The sequence below is a fragment of the uncultured Duncaniella sp. genome (assembly GCF_910577345.1).
GTDB lineage: Bacteria > Bacteroidota > Bacteroidia > Bacteroidales > Muribaculaceae > Duncaniella.
On record NZ_CAJTMT010000020.1, the window covers coordinates 38,725 to 60,671 of the forward strand.

Below are 21,947 nucleotides of genomic sequence, written 5' to 3' on the forward strand. Positions count from 1 at the left end.
TATCGGGAACAGCAACATTGCAAAAAAACAAACGATATTGAATTGTAGGGACGCGCTGTAGCGCGTATGCCAAATAAACCTCATCAATCTCTCTTCAAAACCCGCATCCAACGTCAAAAAAGCATTACACTCAAAACTTCATCAACGTCACAAACCCCATCCCGCCCAAAACATAAACCATTATGAACGAAAAGAAAAAACGATACTTCCTTCAGGAAGACGAAATACCCCGCGAATGGTACAACATTCAGGCCGACATGCCCGTCAAACCCCTTCCTCCGCTCAATCCCGCAACCCACGAGCCTATGAAGGCCGAAGACCTCTACCCTATCTTCGCCCGTGAGTGCTGCGACCAGGAACTCAACATGACCGACCGCTGGATTCCCATTCCCGAGGAAGTGCGCGAGATGTACAAATACTATCGCTCGACCCCTCTCGTCCGTGCCTACGGTCTTGAAAAGGCACTCGGCACCTCAGCCCACATCTATTTCAAGAATGAGAGCGTGTCGCCGATGGGTTCCCACAAGCTCAACTCCGCCATCCCCCAGGCCTACTACTGCAAGAAGGAAGGTGTGAAAAATGTCACCACAGAGACCGGTGCCGGTCAGTGGGGCGCTTCGCTCTCCTACGCCGCATCGCTCTTCGGTCTTGAAGCTGCCGTCTATCAGGTAAAAATCTCCTACGAGCAGAAGCCCTACCGCCGCAGCATCATGCAGACCTACGGCGCACAGGTGACCCCCTCACCTTCGATGTCCACCCGCGCCGGAAAAGACATTCTGACTGTCAACCCCAACTATCAGGGTTCGCTCGGCACAGCAATCTCCGAAGCCGTTGAGCTTGCCCGCACGACCCCAGACTGCAAATACACCCTCGGTTCTGTCCTCAGCCACGTCACCCTCCATCAGACCGTCATCGGTCTCGAAGCCGAAAAGCAGATGGAGATGGCCGGTGAATACCCCGACATGGTCATTGCCTGCTTTGGCGGTGGCTCGAACTTCGGCGGCATCTCCTTCCCCTTCATGCGCCACAAGATTGCAGGCGAGGAGGGCAAGACTGCCACACGCTTCATCGCTGCCGAACCCTCATCGTGTCCCAAACTGACAAAGGGTAAGTTCTGCTACGACTTCGGCGACGAAGCGGGCTACACTCCCCTTCTCCCCATGTTCTCGCTGGGCCACAAATTCTCTCCCGCCAACATCCATGCCGGAGGTCTCCGCTACCACGGAGCCGGCACCATCGTCAGCCAGTTGCTCAAGGATGGACTCATGGAAGCAGTCGACATCGAGCAGCTCGAATCCTTCGAGGCAGGATGTCTGTTCGCGCGCGCCGAGGGCATCATCCCCGCTCCCGAATCATGCCACGCCATCGCAGCAACCATCCGCGAGGTCAAGAAACTCAAACCGGGCGAAGAGAAAGTCATCCTCTTCAACCTCTCCGGCCACGGACTCATCGACATGGCGTCTTACGACAAGTATCTCGCAGGAGACCTCGTGAACTACACAGTGACCGACGAGGAGATTGAATCGAACTTTGCAAAATCCGAAACAGTAGAAGCCTGACAAACCTCACTGCCAATGACTAAAGAAAATCTCAGAATTGTATTTCTCGGCACTCCCGATTTCGCAGTCGAGAGTCTCCGCCGCATCGTCGAGGGTGGCTACAACGTGGTTGGCGTGGTGACCATGCCCGACAAACCCGCAGGCCGTGGCCACAAGCTCTATCAGTCCCCCGTCAAGGAGTATGCCGTGACCCACGGACTCCACCTCATGCAGCCCGTCAAGCTGAAAGACCCCGAATTCGTCGAGGAGCTGCGTTCGCTCAACGCCGACCTCTTCGTCGTCATCGCCTTCCGTATGCTTCCGGAAATCGTGTGGACAATGCCGCGCCTCGGCACCTTCAATCTCCACGCCTCCCTGCTACCGCGCTACCGTGGCGCTGCCCCCATCAACTGGGCGGTCATCAACGGCGACACGGAGACCGGTGTGACCACCTTCTTCCTCAAACATGAAATCGACACCGGCGACATCATCGCGCAGGAACGCGTAGAAATCCTCCCGACCGACAATGTCGGCGATGTCCATGACCGCCTCATGCTCCTTGGGGCCGATCTCACAATCAAGACCATCGACAACATCATCGCAGGAACCCTCACCACAGTTGCTCAGGAAGAACTTATAGGTGACACCGAGCCTACCCCTGCACCAAAAATCTTCAAGGAGACATGCAAGATTGACTGGAACGCTCCGGCTGTGACAATCCACAACCTCGTCCGCGGCCTCTCCCCCTATCCTGCGGCTTGGACAACCCTCCTCGACGGCGACACCGAACTTGGGGCTGTCAAAATCTTCGAGACCCGAATTCATCCCGCGAACACCAACCTTTCTCCGGGTGAAATCATCATCGAAGGCCAGACACTCCTTGTCGGCACAGGCGACGGCAATCCAATCGAAATCCTCAGCCTCCAGGCTCCCGGCAAACGCCGTATGCCTACCCCTGACTTCCTCCGCGGCTCCCGTCTCACAGCACCCCGCTTCGAGTAAAAAAGCCAACAGAACCTATAAGGCAGATAAGTCAAATAGGGCTAATAAGTCAAATAACAGGATTATTTATGGAAAAAACCGCAGACATGACGAATAAAGGGAATGTGATGAATTCCCCCGTCACAATGATGGCTTTGATGACTGTTGCAAGCAGTCTTGTCATCCACTTCTCGACAAAGAATGGTGCAGACGCAGGATTTGCGACTGTGGATTTCATTGCAATGCTGATAAACCTTGCCACAGTTATCGCCTGGTCGATATGGATTATCTATGTCAAGGCCAAAGGGCTGTCCGTGAAAACGATGTCGGAAAAAGGAGCCAGATTGGTCGCATTGATAGGCGGCTGTATGCTTCTCTTGCTTTGGCCCATACTTAAATTCAGCGATTTCACCGGATGGTGGACAGTTGCTTTAGCCGTAGTTGTATGGCTGGCAAGCCTGATAATAGTAGTCAAGGACAATAATGCATAAAAAGCTTTATTTGATATAGAGGCATTTTAGATACAGACGCATTTTAGATACAGACGCACAAAAGCGCACAAGAGACAAAAGCATCTGCAAGATTGAACCCTATCTCTCTTCAGATAATCGTAACTTTTGTTTTTTGTGCGCTTTTGTGTGTCTGCATATCAGATTCTATCTCATCCGGCATACGCGCTACAGCGCGTCCCTACAATGGGGTGTTTCTACAATAAGCCACAATTACGGCAGATTTTTACGGCAAAAGGGGCGTTTGCTCAACTTTTTTTGTTACTTTTGTCCAACCCATTGGATTTGCCCGATTTGGCCTCGGCCAATCAATTCATGCAAACCGGATGGCTATTACCAATGAACAACTGACAATATCCTAAATCTAAAACAATAAGTAAATGAAAACTTGCAAGTATCGTGGCGTGGTCGTGCCTATGGTCACCCCTGTCACAGAAAAAATGGATCTCGACGTAGCCGCAGTGGAAAGAATCATTGAATTCTTCGCCCAAAACGGAGTGGCACCCCTCCTGATGGGTACAACCGGCGAGGGAAACAGCGTTTCAGCCGCCGACGGTCTCCTTCTCGTAGAGACAGCAGTAAAAGCCGCCAAGGGCCGCATCCTCATCTACGCCGGACTCACAGGCAACTGCTTCAGCGAACAGCTCCGACAGGCTGAGGCCTACACCAAGGCAGGTGCCGACGTGATTGTCGCCACCCTCCCCTCGTATTATGCCCTCACTGAAGAGCAGATGTATAACTACTACAAGACCCTCGCTGACAACATCACCGGTCCCCTCATGCTCTACAATATCCTCGCCACCACCCACATGACCATTCCCGTCGACGTGGTGAAGCGTCTCGCCGACCATCCCAACATCGTCGGTCTCAAGGACTCTGAGCGTGACCTCGAACGCATGAAGGAGTGCATCGCCATCTCGAAGGACCGCGAGGACTTCGCATATTTCTGCGGATGGGCCGCACAGTCGGCATTCTCCCTCTCTCTCGGAGGCGACGGCATCGTCCCCAGCACCGGCAACTATGTTCCCGACATGTTCAACACCCTTTATGAAGCAGCCGTCAGCGGCGACATGGAAACAGCCAACCGCCTGCAGGACGAAACCAACGAAATTGCAAAGATCTATCAGGCAGGCCGCACCCTCGGCCAGTCGCTCACTGCTCTTAAGGTGATGATGCAGACCAAGGGCCTCTGCGACCCCTGGATGCTCATGCCCCTCACCCGCCTTTCATCTGAAGAAGAACAAGCAATCAAGGCGAAGCTATGAGCAACGACATTCACTGGATCGACTATTTGATTGTCTTCCTGTCCGTGGCCTCGGCAATCGGTGTGGGCGTATATTTCGCACGTCGTCAGAAGGACACAAGCACCTACTTCGCCGCCGGAGGCAAGATTCCGGCTTGGGCGGTGGGCATGTCGATATTCGCCACGCTGATTTCAAGCGTCACATTCCTCGCATATCCGGGTGCGGCCTACGCCGACAACTGGATTCTTCTCGTCCAGGGACTCATGGTTCCGCTGGTGCTCCTCGCCCTTATCGGTGTCATTGTCCCGCTGTTCCGCAAGGTGGTGCGTCTCTCGACCTACGAATACTTCGAGCGGCGTTTCGGACTCTTCGCCCGAATGTATAGTTCCTTCGCCTTCACCCTCGGCCACTTTTCGAAGGCCGGCACGGTGTTCTTCCTCGTCTCGATGGCCCTCTCGACCTTCCTTGACATGAACATCTATGCCATTGTCATTGTCCTCGGCATCACAATCATCTTCCTCACCCTCCTCGGAGGCATGGAGGCAATCGTGTGGATGGACGTGGCGCAGGGTGGTCTGCTCATCGGCGGAGGCCTAATTTGCGTGGTGCTCCTGCTCTTCCTTCCCGAAGGTGGACCCTCGGAGGTGTTGCGCATAGCCGGAGAATACAACAAGATTGATGTCGGACCCTACGACTGGGACCTCACCCAGCTCACCTTCCTCGTGATGGTTCTCAACGGTGTCTTCTATGCCTTGCAGAAATACGGCACAGACCAGACCATCGTGCAGCGCTATCTCACCGCGAAAAATGACCGCGACGCGAAGAAAGCGGCTTACATCGGAGTGCTCATGAGTGTTCCCATCTGGGCAATGTTCATGTTTATCGGCACCTGTCTCTTCGCCTACTACCATTCCGCCTCTGCCCCTGTCCTTCCGGACGGACTGAAAGCCGACGAAGTGTTCCCCTACTTCATCAGCAATGAGCTTCCGGTCGGCATACGCGGCCTCATCATCGCGGCCCTCGCTGCAGCGGCCATATCGAGCCTTGACACAGACCTCAACTGCCTCTCGGCAATCGCTGTGCAGGACTACTATGTACGTTTCAAGAAGAATGCCACGGACCGCCAGCAGCTCCGCTTCGGCCGCATCATGGTCGTGCTCTCCGGCATCGGTGCTGTGGGTGTCGCCATCCTCTACATCTCCTGGGGCGGTGAGGGTGTGCTTGGAGCACTGTTCTCGCTCTATGCCATCTTCTCGGCCGGTATTGTCGGCATCTTCCTCCTCGGACTGTTCAGCCGCCGCGCCAACGCCAAGGGTCTCTATGTCGGCATCGCAGCAGCCGTCCTCTTCACCGCCTACGCCGTACTGACCTCAACCAAGGTCGACATCCACGGCACCGGAGTGAAAGAATGTCTGCTCGACCTCGGAGAATGGAATTTCACCCACCACAAATACATGCTGGGTGTCTACAGCCACCTCATCGTCCTCATCGTGGGCTATCTCGCAAGCTATCTCTTCGCCGCACCTCTCGCCGAGAAGGAACTGACCATCTTCGGCTATATCGAGGAGCGCAAGAAAGCCGCTCAGCAACTCGACGTGGAAGCCATCTGACACATCATATAATGGAAGGGTAAATAAGGATGATGGAAGGGCACATAAGGACATAAGGTCAGAAGAGACATAAGTTTTTTATGTAAACTTCCCGTCTTAAAAACTTCTGTTACTTTTGCCCCTTTTGTTCTTCTGTATCTAAAACCCGTAACTTGTTTTTTATTTTCAACTTAAGATATGAAACCAATCACACTTCTGCAGCCACAGAAAATCGTATTCGGTTCGGACTGCATCAATACATTCGTTGAAGATTACCTCAAACTCGGACATAAGCGCCTCTTCGTGCTCACCGCTCCTCCCATTGTCCCCCTCATCGAGCCGACTTTGGCCAAACTGAAAGAGAACGGCGTGAGCATCGAAGTATTCCAGAATATCGTAGCTGAGCCTACGCTCAACGACTTCGAAGCCATCCTCAAAAGCGCCCGCGAATTCGGAGCCGACAGCGTTGTCGGCATCGGTGGAGGCTCGGTGCTCGATGTTGCCAAACTCGTCGCCGCCTTCATCAACAGCGACCAGAAGGCAGCCGACTGCTTCGGCACAGGCTTCATCAAGGCCAAGGGTGTATGGCTCGCCTGTCTTCCCACCACAGCAGGAACCGGCAGCGAAGTGTCGCCCAACGCCATCCTTCTCGACGAGCGCGACAAGCTCAAAAAAGGCATCGTCAGCCCCTATCTGCTTGCCGACGCAGCCTACGTTGACCCCAAACTCACAATGACAGTTCCCGCCAAGGTCACTGCCGACACCGGCATGGATGCACTCACCCACTGCATCGAAGCCTACACCAACAAATTCGCCCATCCCGCAGCCGACATTTATGCTCTCCAGGGTATAAAGCTCATCGCAGCCAACCTTCTCCGTGCCGTCAAAGACGGTAACGACGTCGAGGCCCGCGAGGCTCTCGCACTCGGTTCGCTCTACGGCGGTCTTGTGCTCGGCCCGGTCAACACAGCCGCTGTCCACGCCCTCAGCTATCCCCTCGGCGGTGAATTCCATATCCCTCACGGACTTTCCAACGCCATCCTTCTCCCCTCGGTGATGAAATTCAACCGTCCCGCCAATCTTAAGAAGTATGCCGAAGTTGCAATCGCCTGCGGCGCACCGCAAGGCAAGGATGACGACGAGACCGCACAGAACGGTGTCGATTTCATCTGCGAACTCTCCAAGGCTGTCGGCATACCCCAGAAGCTCACCGAGCTCAACATCCCGCAGAGCGCAGTCGACCGCATGGCCAAAGCTGCTATGGAGGTTCAGCGTCTGCTCAAGAACAATCCCCGCGAAGTCACCGAACAGGATGCCAAGGACATCTACAACTCCCTCTACTGATTATGAAACCGATTTTAGCAATCACAATGGGCGATCCGGCCGGTATCGGTCCAGAAATCGTTGTCCGGGCCCTCAGCCATAAGGAAACATACGAGAAATGCCGCCCAATCGTCACAGGAGACGCAGCGGTGATGCGCGAGGCTGTCAAACTCCTCGGATTTGACTTCAAGATCAACGCTGTCGACAAGGTGAGCGACGCGAAGTTTGAGTACGGCACAATCGACGTGTTTGACCTCAAATGTGTCGATATGTCGACCTTCCGCTTCGGTGAGGTCCAGCCTCAGTGCGGCAACGCAGCCTTCGTCAGCATCAAGAAAGCCATCGAGCTTGCCATGGCCAATGAAGTCGACGGAACCGTCACAGCTCCGCTCAACAAGGAAGCCCTCAACCTTGCCGGACACCACTACGACGGCCACACAGAGCTTTATGCAACCTTCACCAACACAAAGAAGTATGCCATGATGCTCGCCGACGAGAATATCCGTGTCATCCACGTCTCGACCCACGTCCCCCTGCGTAAGGCCTGCGACCTTGTGAAGAAGCAGCGCATCATCGAGGTGACTGAACTCATCGCCGATGCCTGCAAGCAGTTCGGAATCGAGAATCCCCTCATCGGTATCGCAGGCCTCAACCCCCACAGCAGCGAGAACGGCATGTTCGGCTACGAGGAAGCCGAGGAAATCATTCCTGCAATCGAGGAGCTGAAATCACGCGGTTTCAACGTCGACGGCCCCGTTCCCCCGGATTCAATCTTTGCGAAAGCGAAGTGCGGGAAGTATGACGGCTGCGTGGCCATGTATCACGATCAAGGCCATATCCCCTTGAAAGTCTGCGCCTTCAACTGGAACAAGGAGACAGGCAAGATGGAAAGCGCCAACGGCGTGAACATCACCCTCGGTCTTCCTATCATCCGCGTCAGCGTGGACCACGGCACCGCCTTTGACGTTGCCGGAAAGGGAATTGCAAGCGATGATGCCATGGTGCTCAGCATCGACTACGCGACACGCATGGCGAAGTACCGTTTAGGCATAAAGGAATAATGATTGCCGTTATTGCCGACGACATCACAGGAGCAGCCGAGATGGCGGGCATTGCCCACCGTCTCGGCCTTCGTGTGAAACTGACCGTGGAACCCGCAGAGGCTCCCGGTTGCGATGTGATTGTAGTGGCCACCGACACCCGCTCGATGTGCGAAAGCGAGGCTGCGGCTGAATCCCGCCGTGTTGCCTCCGCACTCGCCTCAATGCCGGATGTGGCGCATATCTTCAAAAAGACAGACTCAGCCCTGCGAGGCCATGTCGTGGCCGAGCTGGAGGCTATCATAAGCGCCACGCCCTACACCAAGGCCCTCTATATTCCTGCCAATCCCTCCAAAGGGAGAATCATCCGCGATGGTGTCTACTATGTCGGTGACAAGCCGATTCATGAGACAGACTTCTCATTCGACCCGGAATTTCCGGCCTTCTCGTCGAAGATGGCGGAGCGTTTCCCGGGATGCGAGGTCAAGGGGATTGAATATGCCGACGCCGTAAACGAGGATGACATGGTCCATGCTGTCTCTTCAGCCGGAAACAGCACCATACTCGCCGGTGCAGCCGACCTCTTCACTGCATTTCTGAAACATTATCTTCCGGTCGACGGAGCAAGGAAGACAGAAACGTTCACGCTCGACACAACCGACACCCTGATTGTCTGTGGCAGCACTCAGAGCAAACCCATCGACTGCGGCATAGAGACCCTCTATATGCCCACCACACTTTACAACGGCGAAACGACTGCCGACAGTTGGGCAGATGAACTTGAAAAGGAATATGACCTCCGACACTCCCTCATCCTCGCCATACGCGACCGTCACCGCACGGGCAAGGAAATTGCCGTGCATCTGAGGGAAACCACAGGCCACATTGTCCGACGGCTTGTCGGCCACCATGCTCCCTCCGAACTGGTCATCGAAGGGGGAGCGACAGCCTACGCCATCCTCCGGAAATTGGGTTGGGAGTCTTTCACCATAACCCATGAGATTGCCCCCGGCGTAATCCGTATGAGAAGCGACAATGGCACCCACATCACCATGAAACCGGGAAGCTATCCCTGGGGCGGACTATTCGCATCGTGACCGAATCATAGACATGTACACTACTGAATCAATCTGACATGCTTATCCTCATAGCCGAATCAAAGACAATGACACCTTGCGGCAACGCCGTAAGTAAGGCGGACTATGCAGCTTGCCGTCCGATGCTGGAATCCGATGCCGATGCAATCATGGAGACCGTCCGCTCCCTGAGCGCTGATGAGCTGGTGGCGACTGTCAAAATCAGTCTGCCGATGGTGAGGAAGTTGCAGCAGATGGCCTACGAGTTTCCCAACAAGGCTGTCGGGAGCCGTGCCATCGAGGCTTTCACCGGTGTGGTGTTCAAGGCGTTCGACTATGCGTCGCTTGACGAGGAAGCTCGTCGGAACACAACCGGATGCGTCAGACTCCTTTCATCGCTCTACGGATGGTTGCGCCCGGATGACATCGTGAAAGCCTACCGGATGGATTTCACAACCCCGCTTGCACCCGGAGGGAAAGCACTTGCGACATATTGGCGAGACAAGGTGACCGAATGTCTTCTTAAAGAAATCGCGACGGGAGGACATGAGGATGTTTTGAACCTCCTCCCCGGTGATGCCGCCAAGTGTATAGACTGGAAGGCCGTGGGCAAGTCGGCGAAAGTGTGGAAAGCTGATTTCCGGGAGCTCTTGCCCGGAGGAACGACCCGGACTCCGAATTCGGGCAAGCTGAAAACCCTCCGTGGAGAGTTGCTCCGACTGATTGTCACTTCCTGTATCAATTCTGCATCCGGCCTCCTCTCGCTCCACGGGGAGCATTTCGTCAGCGCGGACTCCGCATCATCCGACGGGAATATCGAATTCCACACAATAGGCTGATTCACTATCCGGAATCAAAAGCGGATTTGGCATATCCGTAATCTTAATTTCGCATTGTTATGTGATTGATTATCAAAATAAAAATCATATCTTTGCGAAATGGAAGGATACAACAACTCTCAACTCGTAATTTATCAGTCGCAGGACGGCAATCTGAACATCGACGTAACCCTGCAAAATGATACCGTATGGCTCAGTCAGAATCAAATGTCAGAGCTATTCGATAAGGATCAATCTGTCATCGCACGTCACATATCCAACGTTTTTAAGGAGGGGGAACTTGAAAAAGAAAGTAATATGCAAATTTTGCATAATACTCTTTCCAAGTATAAACCTACTCAAGTCTACAGTCTTGACGTCATTATTTCGGTAGGATACAGAGTCAAGTCAAAACGTGGTACCCAATTCCGCATCTGGGCCAACAAGGTATTGAAACAATACCTTCTCAACGGTTATGCCGTCAACGAGCGCATTGCCTCGCAGAAATTCGACGAGCTGAGCCAATTGGTGAAAGTCCTTGGCCGGACAATCAGGAATCAGGAAAAACTGACCGATGACAGCCGCTCGCTTCTCGAAGTTGTAGTCGACTACACCTACGCCCTCGACACCCTTGACCGCTATGACTATCAGGAGCTTAAAATCGAGGAAACAACCGGAAAAGAGGAGTTTCACGCCACTTACGAAAATGCGATGGAGGTAATCCGCGAACTTCATGAGAAATTCGGGGGAAGTTCCCTGTTCGGAAATGAAAAAGACGACTCCTTCAAAAGCTCCATCGGACAAATCTACCAGACTTTCGGTGGTGTTGACCTCTATCCATCTGTCGAGGAAAAGGCTGCCATGTTGCTCTATCTGGTAACCAAAAACCATTCATTCAGCGACGGCAACAAGCGCATTGCAGCCACGCTCTTCCTATGGTTCTTGAACGGCAACGGCATCCTCTACAACGAGGACGGCACAAAGCGAATCGCCGACAATACCCTCGTTGCCCTTACGCTAATGATTGCCGAAAGCCGCACCGAGGAAAAGGATACGATGGTAAAGGTCGTGGTCAACCTCATCAATAAGAATAACTGAGAATATCTTTAGAGGGCGTAACGAATCACACATTTCCTCCTCCTGAGCCTGTCTTAACGCATTCCCACTTTTCCTCCTCCGGAGCTTATCTTGGCCCATTTACGCTTCGGGGAGCGCGACATCGCGCGACGCTGACGGCGCGACAGACTGATTGTCTCCGGGCAGGGGGGATACTCCTCATCGTGTGAAAACTGCGTCACCGGATTCTCTATATCCGGTTGATTTGCAGGCATACATTCATGCGTCTCTACACCGGCCATATCATTCGGACCGACAGCGTTTTCCATCGTTTTTTTCTTTCGTGCTGCACGCGCTTTTGCTGCTTTCGACCGTTCAATTGCCCGGTCGATTTCCGGCTTCACAAGAGCGAAAATGAGGCTACATTCGATTGGCCACCAATCAAGATCAGCCTTACCCATAGCAAGATATGTGTCAATCAGTGCAAGCGCCGACTTGCACACTTCCTTGCCGTTCGGAAGGCAAGCGCAGCTATCGGTGACACGCTGACGGATAGCTGCATAGAATTTTTTGGAAACCGGAAGAGGTGGCAGTTTACAGATTGCCGAAGTGGCTGCAATATTGGTGATTGACCTTGATTTTTTGCCTGTGGAGGTCAGAGGTGATGTCTTTTTCATGATAGTGGTCGGATATTAATTTTGTTTTTGACACAAAATTAATATCCGAAATTTCCGGAAAGGTGCGATAATGCAAAGGACTGATAAAAATTTTGTAACTTCGCAGACCTATCAACCATTCTAAAAAACTTGTCCATCATACACCCCTCAAAAAAAGAGAAATCCATGATTAAAGCAGCAGACATAGAAGCTACATTGCTGAGCATGGCGGATGAACGTCAGGCCCGGCAACTGTTGAGATTTTTTAAAACCGGTCCGGGAGAATACGGCGAGGGTGACAAATTCATCGGTCTGCGCAATCCACAGGTGCGCATGGTAGTGAAAGAAGCATGGAAGGAAACTCCGCTTTCCGAAGCTGAGAAACTCGCGAGGTCGCCTCTCCATGAAGTGCGTCTGTGCGGACTTCTGATAATGGTGGAGCAATATCTGAAAGCCATGAAAAAGGGCGACACGGAGGCTATGAACCGGATTTTCGAATCATATCTTGCACTGCATCCGTATATCAACAACTGGGACCTTGTCGACCTCTCGGCGATAAAGATTGTCGGCAATCATGAGGTCATGAATCCGGAACTCACCCTGATGGACGAGTGGATAAAACCGGATGGCCACACCCTCTGGCAACAGCGCATCGCCATGGTCAGCACATGGATGCTCACCCGCAGAGGCCATATTGACAAATGCCTCGGAAGAGCCGGATTCCTGCTGTCGAGTCCCCACGACCTCTTGCACAAGGCCGCGGGCTGGATGCTTCGAGAAGTATGGAAGAAGGGTTATCGGCGTGAGTTGCGCGCTTTTCTTGATGAGAATGTGGCCCGTATGCCCTCAATCATGCTCAGCTACGCCTATGAACAGATGGCCACAGACGAACGCCACGAATGGCAATCAAGGCGAAAAAGCGGACGATAAATAACTCTCCGGAGTGAGCGACCATCTCAACCTACAGGCGGGGGTTGACGTTTACAGTAATGACACGCACACTATAATCCTTATCCCAACTTCTCAATCATGGCCTTCTCTCGGAAATATTTCCTCGACAATATCAATCGTTTCAAAGATGCCTACGACCACACTGCCCTCATGGACAAACTCAAAAAATATGGGCGCAAGGCGGGGTTGAAGGTAGTCTACGGTGTGTTGATTCTCTACTATGCCTCGCTTGACAAATCCATTTCATTCAAAGACAGGATGATGATAATGGCCGCCCTTGGTTATTTCGTGGTGCCGCTCGACATCATTCCCGACGCGCTTTTCGGTGGCTTTGTAGATGACATGGCTGCACTGACATTCGTCCTGAAAACCGTGTGGCACAATCTTACACCGTCCGTCTTCGACCGTGCCCGCACGAAGCTTGAGGAATGGTTCGGCCCCGTCACTCAGGCCGATACCACAATCCCGGGAATGGAGGATAATGCCACTGCCACAGGGATGGAGGAGAATGGACTGTGATCAAATGTGATTAAACGAGGGAAGCTGCATCATTGTGAAAATGACAGGGTATCATTAATCAGGCGGAGCATTAAAATTGGTACATATCTATGTGAAAATGTATAATGCATACCGAAATTGCATTGTAATTTTGCATTGAAGAAATCACCAATCAACCGCCTCTCCAATGAGACACTCAGCATTCATCTTGACATTACTCACCACAGCAATCATGGCACACTCCCAGAATCCTACCCGCCTCACCGACAAACCGTCGGATATACGTCAGACAGCCGGAATGGCACAGCTCGGCGACTTCGCGCCCAAATTCGCACAACTCAACGACGATGTCCTCTTCGGAGAGGTATGGAGCCGCACCGACCGCCTCTCGCTCCGTGACCGCAGCATCGTCACCGTCACCTCACTCGTGAGCAGCGGCATCATTGACTCATCGCTCACCTACCATCTTCAGGAAGCAAAAAAGAACGGCGTGACGCGCACTGAAATCGCCGAAATCCTCACCCAAGTGGCCTTCTATGCCGGATGGCCCAAAGCATGGGGTGCGTTCCGTCAAGCCACTGAGGTATGGAAAGATGACAATGACGCAACCGACGCGCGCCGGAAATTCGAGCAGGAGATGATATTTCCCATCGGTTCGCCTAACGATGCCTACGCGCAGTATTTCATCGGTCAGAGCTATCTCGCGCCCATATCATCGGAGCAGATTGGCATAGCCAACGTGACTTTCGAACCGGGTTGCCGCAATAACTGGCATATCCACCACGCCACCGAGGGTGGCGGTCAGTTGCTCGTCTGCGTGGCCGGTGAGGGATGGTATCAGGAATGGGGAAAACCCGCGCGCAAACTCTGTCCCGGAGATGTCGTAAACATCCCTGCCAACGTCAAGCATTGGCACGGCGCGACTGCCGACAGTTGGTTTGCACACCTCGCCATGTCGGTCGATGGCAAAGACACTTCCAATGAATGGCTCGAACCGGTCACGGATGAAGCCTACAGCAAGCTTTCCGAGGAATAACCCACAAAAGGGGATACAGAAGAACACAAGGGCATAAGAAACAGAAGTTATATTTGTCAATTATCTGCTATACAGCGTATTTGTCATAAAAAGCACTCGGTAGCCGTATAGGTCATGATAATTGACAGTCTATAGGTCATGATAATTGACACCCATATAGGCAATATACTTCTTCTGTTTCTTATGCCCTTGTGTGCTTATGTATCCCTCATTTTTTTGTAGGCCTTTATCATACAGCTATTTTAACGGGGGCAAATTGTCTATCTGCCTCCGGCGATGGAGGTGTCGACATTGGCATCGGCGTTGATCATCTTTCGGGCACCACGCTTCTGACGGCCCCACTGGATGTTGTAGCTGACACTCAGATATGGCATCCTCATGTCGAGGCGAGTATGCTGCTCATTGGTGTTCCACTTGCTCAACATTTTCGAACCTTGGTCATATTTTCCGAAGGGCATGAACATCCCGACCTCAAATTGCCAGTTTTTCCAATTATAATTGGCGGCAATCACATTGAAATCCTCGCCCCAACTGATTTTTTCACCCCACAGGTCACGTTGTGCCCTCACATATTGGAATACCAGTTGAAATCCATTATGCATGAACATCAAGGCCGCGTCACCGCTCCATGTGTGATTATAAAGAGTATATGTATTGCCCCTCATACGTTCAGCTTTATACTGTATTGTGCCGGAAAACATCAGCCAATCCGGAATAATCTGTATCTGTTCGGCCAACCAGAAACTCATATTCTGCAATCCTCTGCTGTTTTCGTATGAGGTTATCAGTCGGTCATTATCCCAATATAAATACGGGGTTATTGCATTGGGACTTGTAAACGCCCTGACACCGAAAGAACCACTGACACGTTGGTTAAACAGATTATGCCCATATCTGAAGGTAAGCATGTAAGAAGATGAGGTCTTAAGGTTTGAGTTTCCGATACGCCATTGGAACCCATCGAGTTGCTGAGGAGCGATATTGGTCTCCACCAAAGAGGGGGCGGATTGCCATGATGTGAATGCAAGTCTGAAATTATGGTTCTGATTCAGTGAATATGTCACCGTGGCTTGCGGTCGGAGATTCCACGAGTGATTTCCCTGATTTGTCTCTTTGAATTTAAAAGATGTGTACTGCGCTCCAAGTCCACCTGTAAGTGTGACCTTGTTTATGCGTTGGAAATATTCTGCAAAGAAATATGCCTTATCTTGACGCTGATGGAAAATCTCACCTCCAAGGTTTTCATAAATGGATCGGTTACGGTTGGCCGTATAGGATGCCCCTGCGGTAAGTTTAGATGAACGCCATTGTTTTATGTAGTCAGCCTCAAGACCGTAGGCTTGATTGCGGTCCCTTATGTAGGTATTTACATTGGTTATATAGTCCGAAGCAGCCTCGTATCTTTCAAGATAATCCGAATAAGAATGACCTGAGTATAGAGAGGCATTAAAATCGACAACTAACATCTGTTTATGGGCGAAATGCTGCTCCAAGTATGCGGAAAAGCGAGGCGTTGTTCCTCTTCGGCCTGACGCATCATTCAAAAGAATTTTTTCATCACTGTTACTCAGCGATAGAATCCCGTTGTATCGGCAAAGATCCGAGAAATTCCTATAGGCAGACATCTGGACATAAACAACAGTGGTGTCAGGCTTTATATAGTTATACGACAGCCAACCGTAACCCTGGGTGTTGTTCAGCTTACCACCAATCGGAGTCTCAGTCCTTGTCAACACCTTTCCATCCGGCCATGTAAAAGTTTCTGCGTAATCACGGTGAGCATCCAGCCTATTGGTTAGTTTGAAATGTCCTCCTACTTCCCATTGCGAATATCCGGTGTTGAATTTTGCAGATACATTATATTTTCCCCACGCACAATTTAAGGCCGGTTTGGCATCAGCCATAAACGCGCCACCAACTGAGGGATTGACCACGATAACATTAAGGACATAATTCGCGCCACCATAACGAAGCCCCGGATTGTCCATCCATTCCACGCGCTTGACTGTTTCCGGCAGTAGCGCCTGCAGTTGCTGTATCGTCGACTCCCGACCATTGATGCGAACCTGCACCGATTGACCGGCGGCACTTATTGTACCAAGAGCATCATTGATTGTAAGTGACGGAATCATCAGATTCCTGAGCAACTGCATACCGTTCTTGGAATTTTCAAGCGCGCTTTTGGACGGATGATACACATCCATATCTGTCTTGCGTATGACCCTCGACGCCTGAACAACGACTTCTGTGAGTTCATGCGTAGCGATTGAGTCAGCAACTTCCTGAGATATTGCAATGGCAGGCATAGTGATTAGGGCCATTACAACAGATACAATTCGACTAATGTTTTTTGTGTTCATATTGCGATAGTTTTTTTGATTTTCATATCGCAAATTTATGCCTAAATCAGTCTTAACGCCAAATGTAAAAATCTTAACGTCCCTTATATAACTTACTGATTATCAACAGCGATTAGTTTTAAAAGTCTAAATATCACGCTCACCGGTCTAAATCGGGATTAAACGGATACCTCACGATGGAGAAAAGCCACTATATCTTCCTTTTCGGGCAAACCGAGCTTTTTTCGGACAGATGATTTACGCACATATATGGTCGCTGTTGTCTGTGCTGTGATTACACTGATTTCCTTTGTTGAGAATCCGGCCATCATAAGAACTATAATCTGCTTTTCCCTATCGGTAAGCAAATCTCCGTAGCGCTGATGAAGACATGAATAAAACCCGGCATACAAATTGTCGATTATTTCAAACACATTATTCCAATTCACGAGTGCCCCCTTTGTATCACTGTCTATCGAAGATATTTTCCTGAGCATCTCCCGGTTCTGCTCAGTCGGAGTCTCGGCTACCATCTTTATAATGCCGAGCTGTTGAAGCATCGCCCGGCGCAACGATTCCTGGCCAGACGACGGGGAAGCAGATGGCGTCAACTCGTCAACCATCTTTTGCAAAGCTTCAACCTGCTCTTCCTTCTCTATGGCCTTTCGTTTCCTATTCAACGCATACCAGGACAGTATTCCCGAAATCAGGAAGCCCGCAAGAACTATTATAACTGTCATTGCTGTCTGCCGTTCATTTTTTGCTTTCAGAATCAATCTTTTATTCTCGATTTCAAGAGCGTTTTGCTCCGACTCCCGCTGTATGGACAGACTGCGAAGCAAATTATCTTTTTGAATATTGTTGATCTGCGCCATCCGTATCAATTTTAATTTGCCGGTCTTCTGAAAGTCAAAAACAGTATATAGCACATAAGCGAAACTGTTATAATAACCTTTCTCTGCATCAGAAATCACCGAGGCACAACTATCGGCCTTCCCTAATTCATGAATAGCCATATCCATTTTTCCCATATTGAACAGTGCCAACGACCTCCAAAGATGAATATAATGCTTGATTGAATTTTCAGGTGCTTTTTCCAGAAATTTGTCTGTCAACAGCAGGGACTCGTCATATCGGTCCATTTCTTCCAACACACCTATTTTCTCATACTCATAGCTGAACTGTTTTGAAGATGCCTTATCATTTATGGCTTTATCAATCAGCTCATTCAACACGACAAGGGCAGAATCATTGTCCCCATTATAAAGATAATCAACATAGAGCCAATATTTGTATAAATTCTGTGAGGCTGAATCTTTATCAATAGAGAGTAGACGTCTTATACTCTTTCTATTATTCTCTGAATTGGACACTTTCAGGCCCCAATAAGCCCTTTTGACCAATGGATATATCATAAGGCTGTCAGGAACATTCGCGAGGTTGGACAAAGAATCAAGCTGTTTAATTGCAGTTCTGCCATCTCCACTCCATAATTTGTATAGTGCCAATAATGTTGCGCTTTTAATGGCCCGTGGCAAATCCCTATCCTTATAATAATCCACAGAATACCTTATCATGGAATCTGCCAGCATGACGTGTCCCTGCATCTCATGTGCTGAGGCCATGAGATAATGATATTTAGCCTTCAGGGAATCAACAGATAGTTCCGTCGGATCTATGACCTCAAGCATTGACAACGCACTGTCCGGGTCTTCCGAAACAACAGTCTCAGCATGGGCTATGACATCATCATAATATGACACAGACCGGGAACATGCAACCATGCCCAAGGCGGCTAAAATCAGTATCCAAATCAAATTTTTCATCTCACTGCAAAGGTACTATTTTTTTGCCACCGATTTTAAGAGCGATATTGCAAAATCACTGATTATATCAGCCTCTTATCCGGCTGTATTTCTAAAGAGTGAGATGAACGTCAGCCGTTTCATTAAGAGAGATGAACGTCGGCCGTTTCATTAAGAGAGAATGAACATCGGCCGTTTCATTGGCTGCGGTAGTCAGTTTCTATGAGGTCAAAGTAGACAGCGTTGTCGGTTTGGGGTTTGACACGGCCTCCGGTGAGCGCCTTGATCGACGATGAACGGTTACGGCGGCTATGGTCGGTGATTTTCAGGAATGACTCACGCTTCGAAAGGAAGTATTTGTCCGGATCAAAAACCGATTTGAGAGGTTCGGAGCAGTGATTGAGTCCCTTGATACGGAAACTAAAGAGCCCGTCGGTGCTTTCCGCATCCATTATCAATCCGGGGAGACCGCAGAACTGCCACGGACCATCCTGCACGGGAATCTCCGGGGCAAACCATGCCTGCCATTTCCGTCCGTGATAATCGGCGGTGGCCAGTATGCACTCATAGCCCAAGATGTTGCGTGTCGAATCTCCGATCTCCCACACAAGGTCGGACATTTCAACCTTGTAGTGGTGGCGGTCGCCACCCGTTGAATCCCAGACAAAAATTGTTGAGGCTCCGAAATCCTTCACGTCGAACATAGATGATTCCTTGAACAACCCCTGGGCCTTCATTGATTCAAAATAGTTCTTGCCGGAGGTCATGAAAGCCTCCATAGCCTCCCGACTGATGCGGTCATAGACGAGTTGGCCTGCGGGGTCATGCTGAAGAGAATCCACATAATAGGTCCGTGGACTGTAGTAGCAGGAATAGCCCGGAGCTATCTGCAAGACAAAATCGTTTTCCGTCATTACGGTATCGCCATCCGAGGTCAGATGAGATTTGGCAAGCACTGAGTATTCCGCTTTCATCACCGCCAAGGGCTTCTCCTCAGCGATGATACTAATGACAAATACATTTATGGCAATGAATGCCAATAGAAGTCTAAAGTGGCTATGGCTCATGATATTCAGATGCACATACGATTGGGTAATTTGTTTAATCGGGCCGTCAGACAGGAGCACCGCCCTGCCTGACAGCCATCGACTGCAAAGATAATCATTATTACCGATGCCGCAACTTATTCATTGAGAATTTAACGTAATTGTTCTTGAATATTATACCCCCCCTTGCCGGATGGCATACGGCAAGGGGATGGCGGTAGTGAAATGTCACATACCATGCTGCAACACAATCCAAAGCAATATATAATGGCCATGACACATATTTATGGATAAATTCATTCTGCCGTAAGGATGTTTCGATTATCCGTCTGTCACTTGAGGTCATATTAAGAATATCGGGCATAAACTGGCTGAAAAATCCGTTTATGCCCCGTTATTAAAGAATTCTGATAATAAGACGAAATTCTGAAACGGATGAGAATGACAGACTATCCGAAAGACGCTCAGTTGACACCGGAGGTATTTGATTGGACGCAGTTTGTCACGCTTCTCTATTCTTCTCTTGACACGGAACAAATGCACCATTTCCCGTAAATGAGCTCTTATTTCAAATGAGCGAACAGTGTTGACTGCGTTAATTTCCAATTGCTTACTTCCGCATCTCAGTGAGAATGTTTAAATTTGCAGAAAATTCGCATCAGTACATTATGAAAATCGTAACTCTCTTTTTATCTTTTTTATGCAGCTTTTATTGTATGGCCGAAACCACTCCTTCAAGAGCTACTTTGATAGAGCTGCTCGGGGTGATGCCGGAAAGACAACCACTGCAAATTGACACACTGGAAACCGTAAAGCTTGAGAACGGTATTCGCCATAAAATCAAGTATTTCATCGAGCCTGGAAATCCGGCACTTGACACGCCCGACGATTGGGGCTTTGCATATTTATTCATTCCATATTCTGCAAAAATGCACAAGACTCCTGCGATAGTTGCAATCCATCAGGACGATGTGTATTTTCATATTGGCAAATCGGAACCCGCAGGTCTTATGGGTGATAGTACAATGTATTATGGTAAAGAACTGTTTGACCGTGGATATGTGGTAATCTGTCCTGACCGTTATTATCACGCAGACCGTCGTCAAACTTGCCAAAATTGGGGTGATATTTCAGAACCCGATGCTGAACGCGACTTCTTTTCTCAATTAAAGCGCAATGGCGTTCTTCTTTCCGAAGGCAGAAACTCATGTGGCAAGGAAGCCTACGATTTATCAAGGGCCGTCGATGTCCTTCTAAGCCTGCCCGAAGTCGATACCGAAAATATCGGTGCAATCGGTCATTCAGCAGGGGCGAATGCCATGTCATATTTCGTTCTCTATGACACCCGAATTAAAGCGGCAGTGGCAAACTGTGGGACAAGTGAAATAAATAGCTATTTCAATTATAATCGACGCGGAGTCATGGTTGGATCTATTGCTCTGCCCGGTAGTGTAAAAATGGGAGTGGACACCCATGATTATATTGCAAAGATAGCCCCTCGCTCTTTATTTATAATCCAAGGAGCACACCAATGGGGAAACGGAAAGCCTGACCCCAACGATGAGGATATAAAAACAGAATTAGATATCTTTGAAAAATCGTATCTTGAAGAGAACAACGGCACGGATGTCACCACTCTTTTGTTTGAGGAAAATGACGGCCGTCACTCATTTCCCATAGGTGTTAAAGAACAAGCCTACAAGTGGCTTGATGAGAGATTGAAATAAACCTGTGGTAAGCAATAAAACCTTACTTGTGGTTTGACAATTTCAGCATCTATCGCAGTTGGGTTAAGCAAGGTGTCAAATTAGTCAGCCATTAACGGCATAATTCAGAACTCTTCCACATAGTGGGCTTTACCGTACTTTCACAGTGCGTTAAAGCCTTTTTATATGCAGGCAGGCCGAGTTGCCACTAAATAAGAACGTTGCCAAAGAGGTCGAAGTCCTTGCTCTCTATACCGCAGCAGATAAATGGCAATTGTAGGGGAAAACGAATCGATGACATATTGAAGGACTCAGTTGCTTTTCGGTTGAAGGCACCACATTTATAGTGACTTGGAGGGCCACGGATGGAAGAAGACCGCTTACTCATTGAGAATTAGCGGTCTTCTGTGATGCACCATAATTGTTCTGAATATAATATCAATTTGATTATCAGACTATTACTGGCTATCTGAAGGAGAAAAACTCCGTTGACTACACTGCTATATTTTAGCGATTTGGGGCGTTTTGCTCTAGCAATCTAACACCTTAGCAACATCTTCCCTTATTCTAAAAGTTCTCTGTGATTGCAAAGTTACGAATTTATTTCCACTCCACCAACTTTTTTAAGATTTAATAGGCTTTGCGAAAATGTATTAGCATAGGGATTAGCATAGGGAAGACACGCAAATGGGATTTGTGTAAGATAAACTGAATGGAGCGAGATAATGTGTATCCC

Annotated in this window: 18 protein-coding genes; 14 read left to right on the top strand and 4 right to left on the bottom strand. The window is 49.8% G+C overall.

Annotated elements, in window-relative coordinates:
• The first annotated feature begins 182 nt into the window (after positions 1-182).
• The 10 genes from QZ310_RS09440 to QZ310_RS09485 all read left to right on the top strand — a co-directional run bounded on the left by QZ310_RS09440 (position 183) and on the right by QZ310_RS09485 (position 11,216).
• Entirely contained in the window at positions 183-1,559 is a 1,377-nt protein-coding gene (locus QZ310_RS09440) for a TrpB-like pyridoxal phosphate-dependent enzyme (RefSeq protein WP_297072257.1), read from the top strand.
• A 15-nt stretch (positions 1,560-1,574) separates the two neighbouring features.
• Positions 1,575-2,540, top strand: coding sequence for a methionyl-tRNA formyltransferase (gene fmt, locus QZ310_RS09445; RefSeq protein WP_297072258.1), 966 nt, complete (start codon positions 1,575-1,577; stop codon positions 2,538-2,540).
• A 68-nt stretch (positions 2,541-2,608) separates the two neighbouring features.
• Positions 2,609-3,010, top strand: coding sequence for a hypothetical protein (locus QZ310_RS09450; RefSeq protein ID WP_297072259.1), 402 nt, complete (start codon positions 2,609-2,611; stop codon positions 3,008-3,010).
• A gap of 398 nt (positions 3,011-3,408) precedes the next feature.
• Positions 3,409-4,293, top strand: coding sequence for a dihydrodipicolinate synthase family protein (locus tag QZ310_RS09455; protein WP_297072260.1), 885 nt, complete (start codon positions 3,409-3,411; stop codon positions 4,291-4,293).
• Positions 4,290-5,882 (top strand): sodium:solute symporter, encoded by a 1,593-nt coding sequence (locus tag QZ310_RS09460; RefSeq protein ID WP_297072261.1) that lies wholly within the window; start codon positions 4,290-4,292, stop codon positions 5,880-5,882. Before QZ310_RS09455 ends, QZ310_RS09460 begins: the two co-directional genes overlap by 4 nt.
• Positions 5,883-6,059: 177 nt before the next feature.
• The gene (locus QZ310_RS09465) at positions 6,060-7,205 is read left to right on the top strand and encodes an iron-containing alcohol dehydrogenase (RefSeq protein WP_297072262.1); all 1,146 of its coding nucleotides are present in this window, start codon (positions 6,060-6,062) and stop codon (positions 7,203-7,205) included.
• A gap of 2 nt (positions 7,206-7,207) precedes the next feature.
• Positions 7,208-8,245, top strand: a complete 1,038-nt coding sequence (pdxA, locus tag QZ310_RS09470; RefSeq protein WP_297072263.1) for a 4-hydroxythreonine-4-phosphate dehydrogenase PdxA — start codon at positions 7,208-7,210, stop codon at positions 8,243-8,245.
• Positions 8,245-9,321, top strand: a complete 1,077-nt coding sequence (locus QZ310_RS09475; protein ID WP_297072264.1) for a four-carbon acid sugar kinase family protein — start codon at positions 8,245-8,247, stop codon at positions 9,319-9,321. Before pdxA ends, QZ310_RS09475 begins: the two co-directional genes overlap by 1 nt.
• A 38-nt stretch (positions 9,322-9,359) precedes the next feature.
• Positions 9,360-10,139 (top strand): YaaA family protein, encoded by a 780-nt coding sequence (locus QZ310_RS09480; RefSeq protein WP_297072265.1) that lies wholly within the window; start codon positions 9,360-9,362, stop codon positions 10,137-10,139.
• A 99-nt stretch (positions 10,140-10,238) separates the two neighbouring features.
• On the top strand, positions 10,239-11,216 hold the full coding sequence (locus tag QZ310_RS09485) for a virulence protein RhuM/Fic/DOC family protein (protein WP_297072266.1): 978 nt from the start codon (positions 10,239-10,241) through the stop codon (positions 11,214-11,216).
• A 53-nt stretch (positions 11,217-11,269) separates the two neighbouring features.
• Here QZ310_RS09485 and QZ310_RS09490 read toward each other — a convergent pair whose 3' ends face one another.
• Entirely contained in the window at positions 11,270-11,851 is a 582-nt protein-coding gene (locus QZ310_RS09490) for a hypothetical protein (protein ID WP_297072267.1), read from the bottom strand.
• A 165-nt stretch (positions 11,852-12,016) separates the two neighbouring features.
• Here QZ310_RS09490 and QZ310_RS09495 point away from each other — a divergent pair, with 165 nt between their 5' ends.
• From QZ310_RS09495 to QZ310_RS09505, 3 genes are all read left to right on the top strand, one after another.
• Positions 12,017-12,760 carry a DNA alkylation repair protein gene (locus QZ310_RS09495; RefSeq protein ID WP_297072268.1) on the top strand — a complete coding sequence of 248 codons (744 nt, stop codon included), beginning with the start codon at positions 12,017-12,019 and terminating at the stop codon, positions 12,758-12,760.
• Between the two features lie 99 nt (positions 12,761-12,859).
• Entirely contained in the window at positions 12,860-13,300 is a 441-nt protein-coding gene (locus QZ310_RS09500; RefSeq protein ID WP_297072269.1) for a YkvA family protein, read from the top strand.
• A 211-nt stretch (positions 13,301-13,511) separates the two neighbouring features.
• Positions 13,512-14,315, top strand: a complete 804-nt coding sequence (locus QZ310_RS09505; RefSeq protein WP_297072270.1) for a carboxymuconolactone decarboxylase family protein — start codon at positions 13,512-13,514, stop codon at positions 14,313-14,315.
• Positions 14,316-14,575: 260 nt separating this feature from the next.
• On the opposite strand, the gene QZ310_RS09510 is transcribed toward QZ310_RS09505, so the two are convergent.
• The 3 genes from QZ310_RS09510 to QZ310_RS09520 form a co-directional block, all read right to left on the bottom strand.
• Positions 14,576-16,621, bottom strand: coding sequence for a hypothetical protein (locus QZ310_RS09510; protein ID WP_297072271.1), 2,046 nt, complete (start codon positions 16,619-16,621; stop codon positions 14,576-14,578).
• A 212-nt stretch (positions 16,622-16,833) separates the two neighbouring features.
• Positions 16,834-18,480 (bottom strand): LuxR C-terminal-related transcriptional regulator, encoded by a 1,647-nt coding sequence (locus QZ310_RS09515; protein WP_297072272.1) that lies wholly within the window; start codon positions 18,478-18,480, stop codon positions 16,834-16,836.
• 176 nt (positions 18,481-18,656) lie between these two features.
• The gene (locus QZ310_RS09520) at positions 18,657-19,526 is read right to left on the bottom strand and encodes a GLPGLI family protein (RefSeq protein WP_297072273.1); all 870 of its coding nucleotides are present in this window, start codon (positions 19,524-19,526) and stop codon (positions 18,657-18,659) included.
• 647 nt (positions 19,527-20,173) lie between these two features.
• Between QZ310_RS09520 and QZ310_RS09525 the strand changes: the two genes are divergently transcribed.
• Positions 20,174-21,232 carry a dienelactone hydrolase family protein gene (locus QZ310_RS09525; protein ID WP_297072274.1) on the top strand — a complete coding sequence of 353 codons (1,059 nt, stop codon included), beginning with the start codon at positions 20,174-20,176 and terminating at the stop codon, positions 21,230-21,232.
• Positions 21,233-21,947 lie beyond the last annotated feature (715 nt).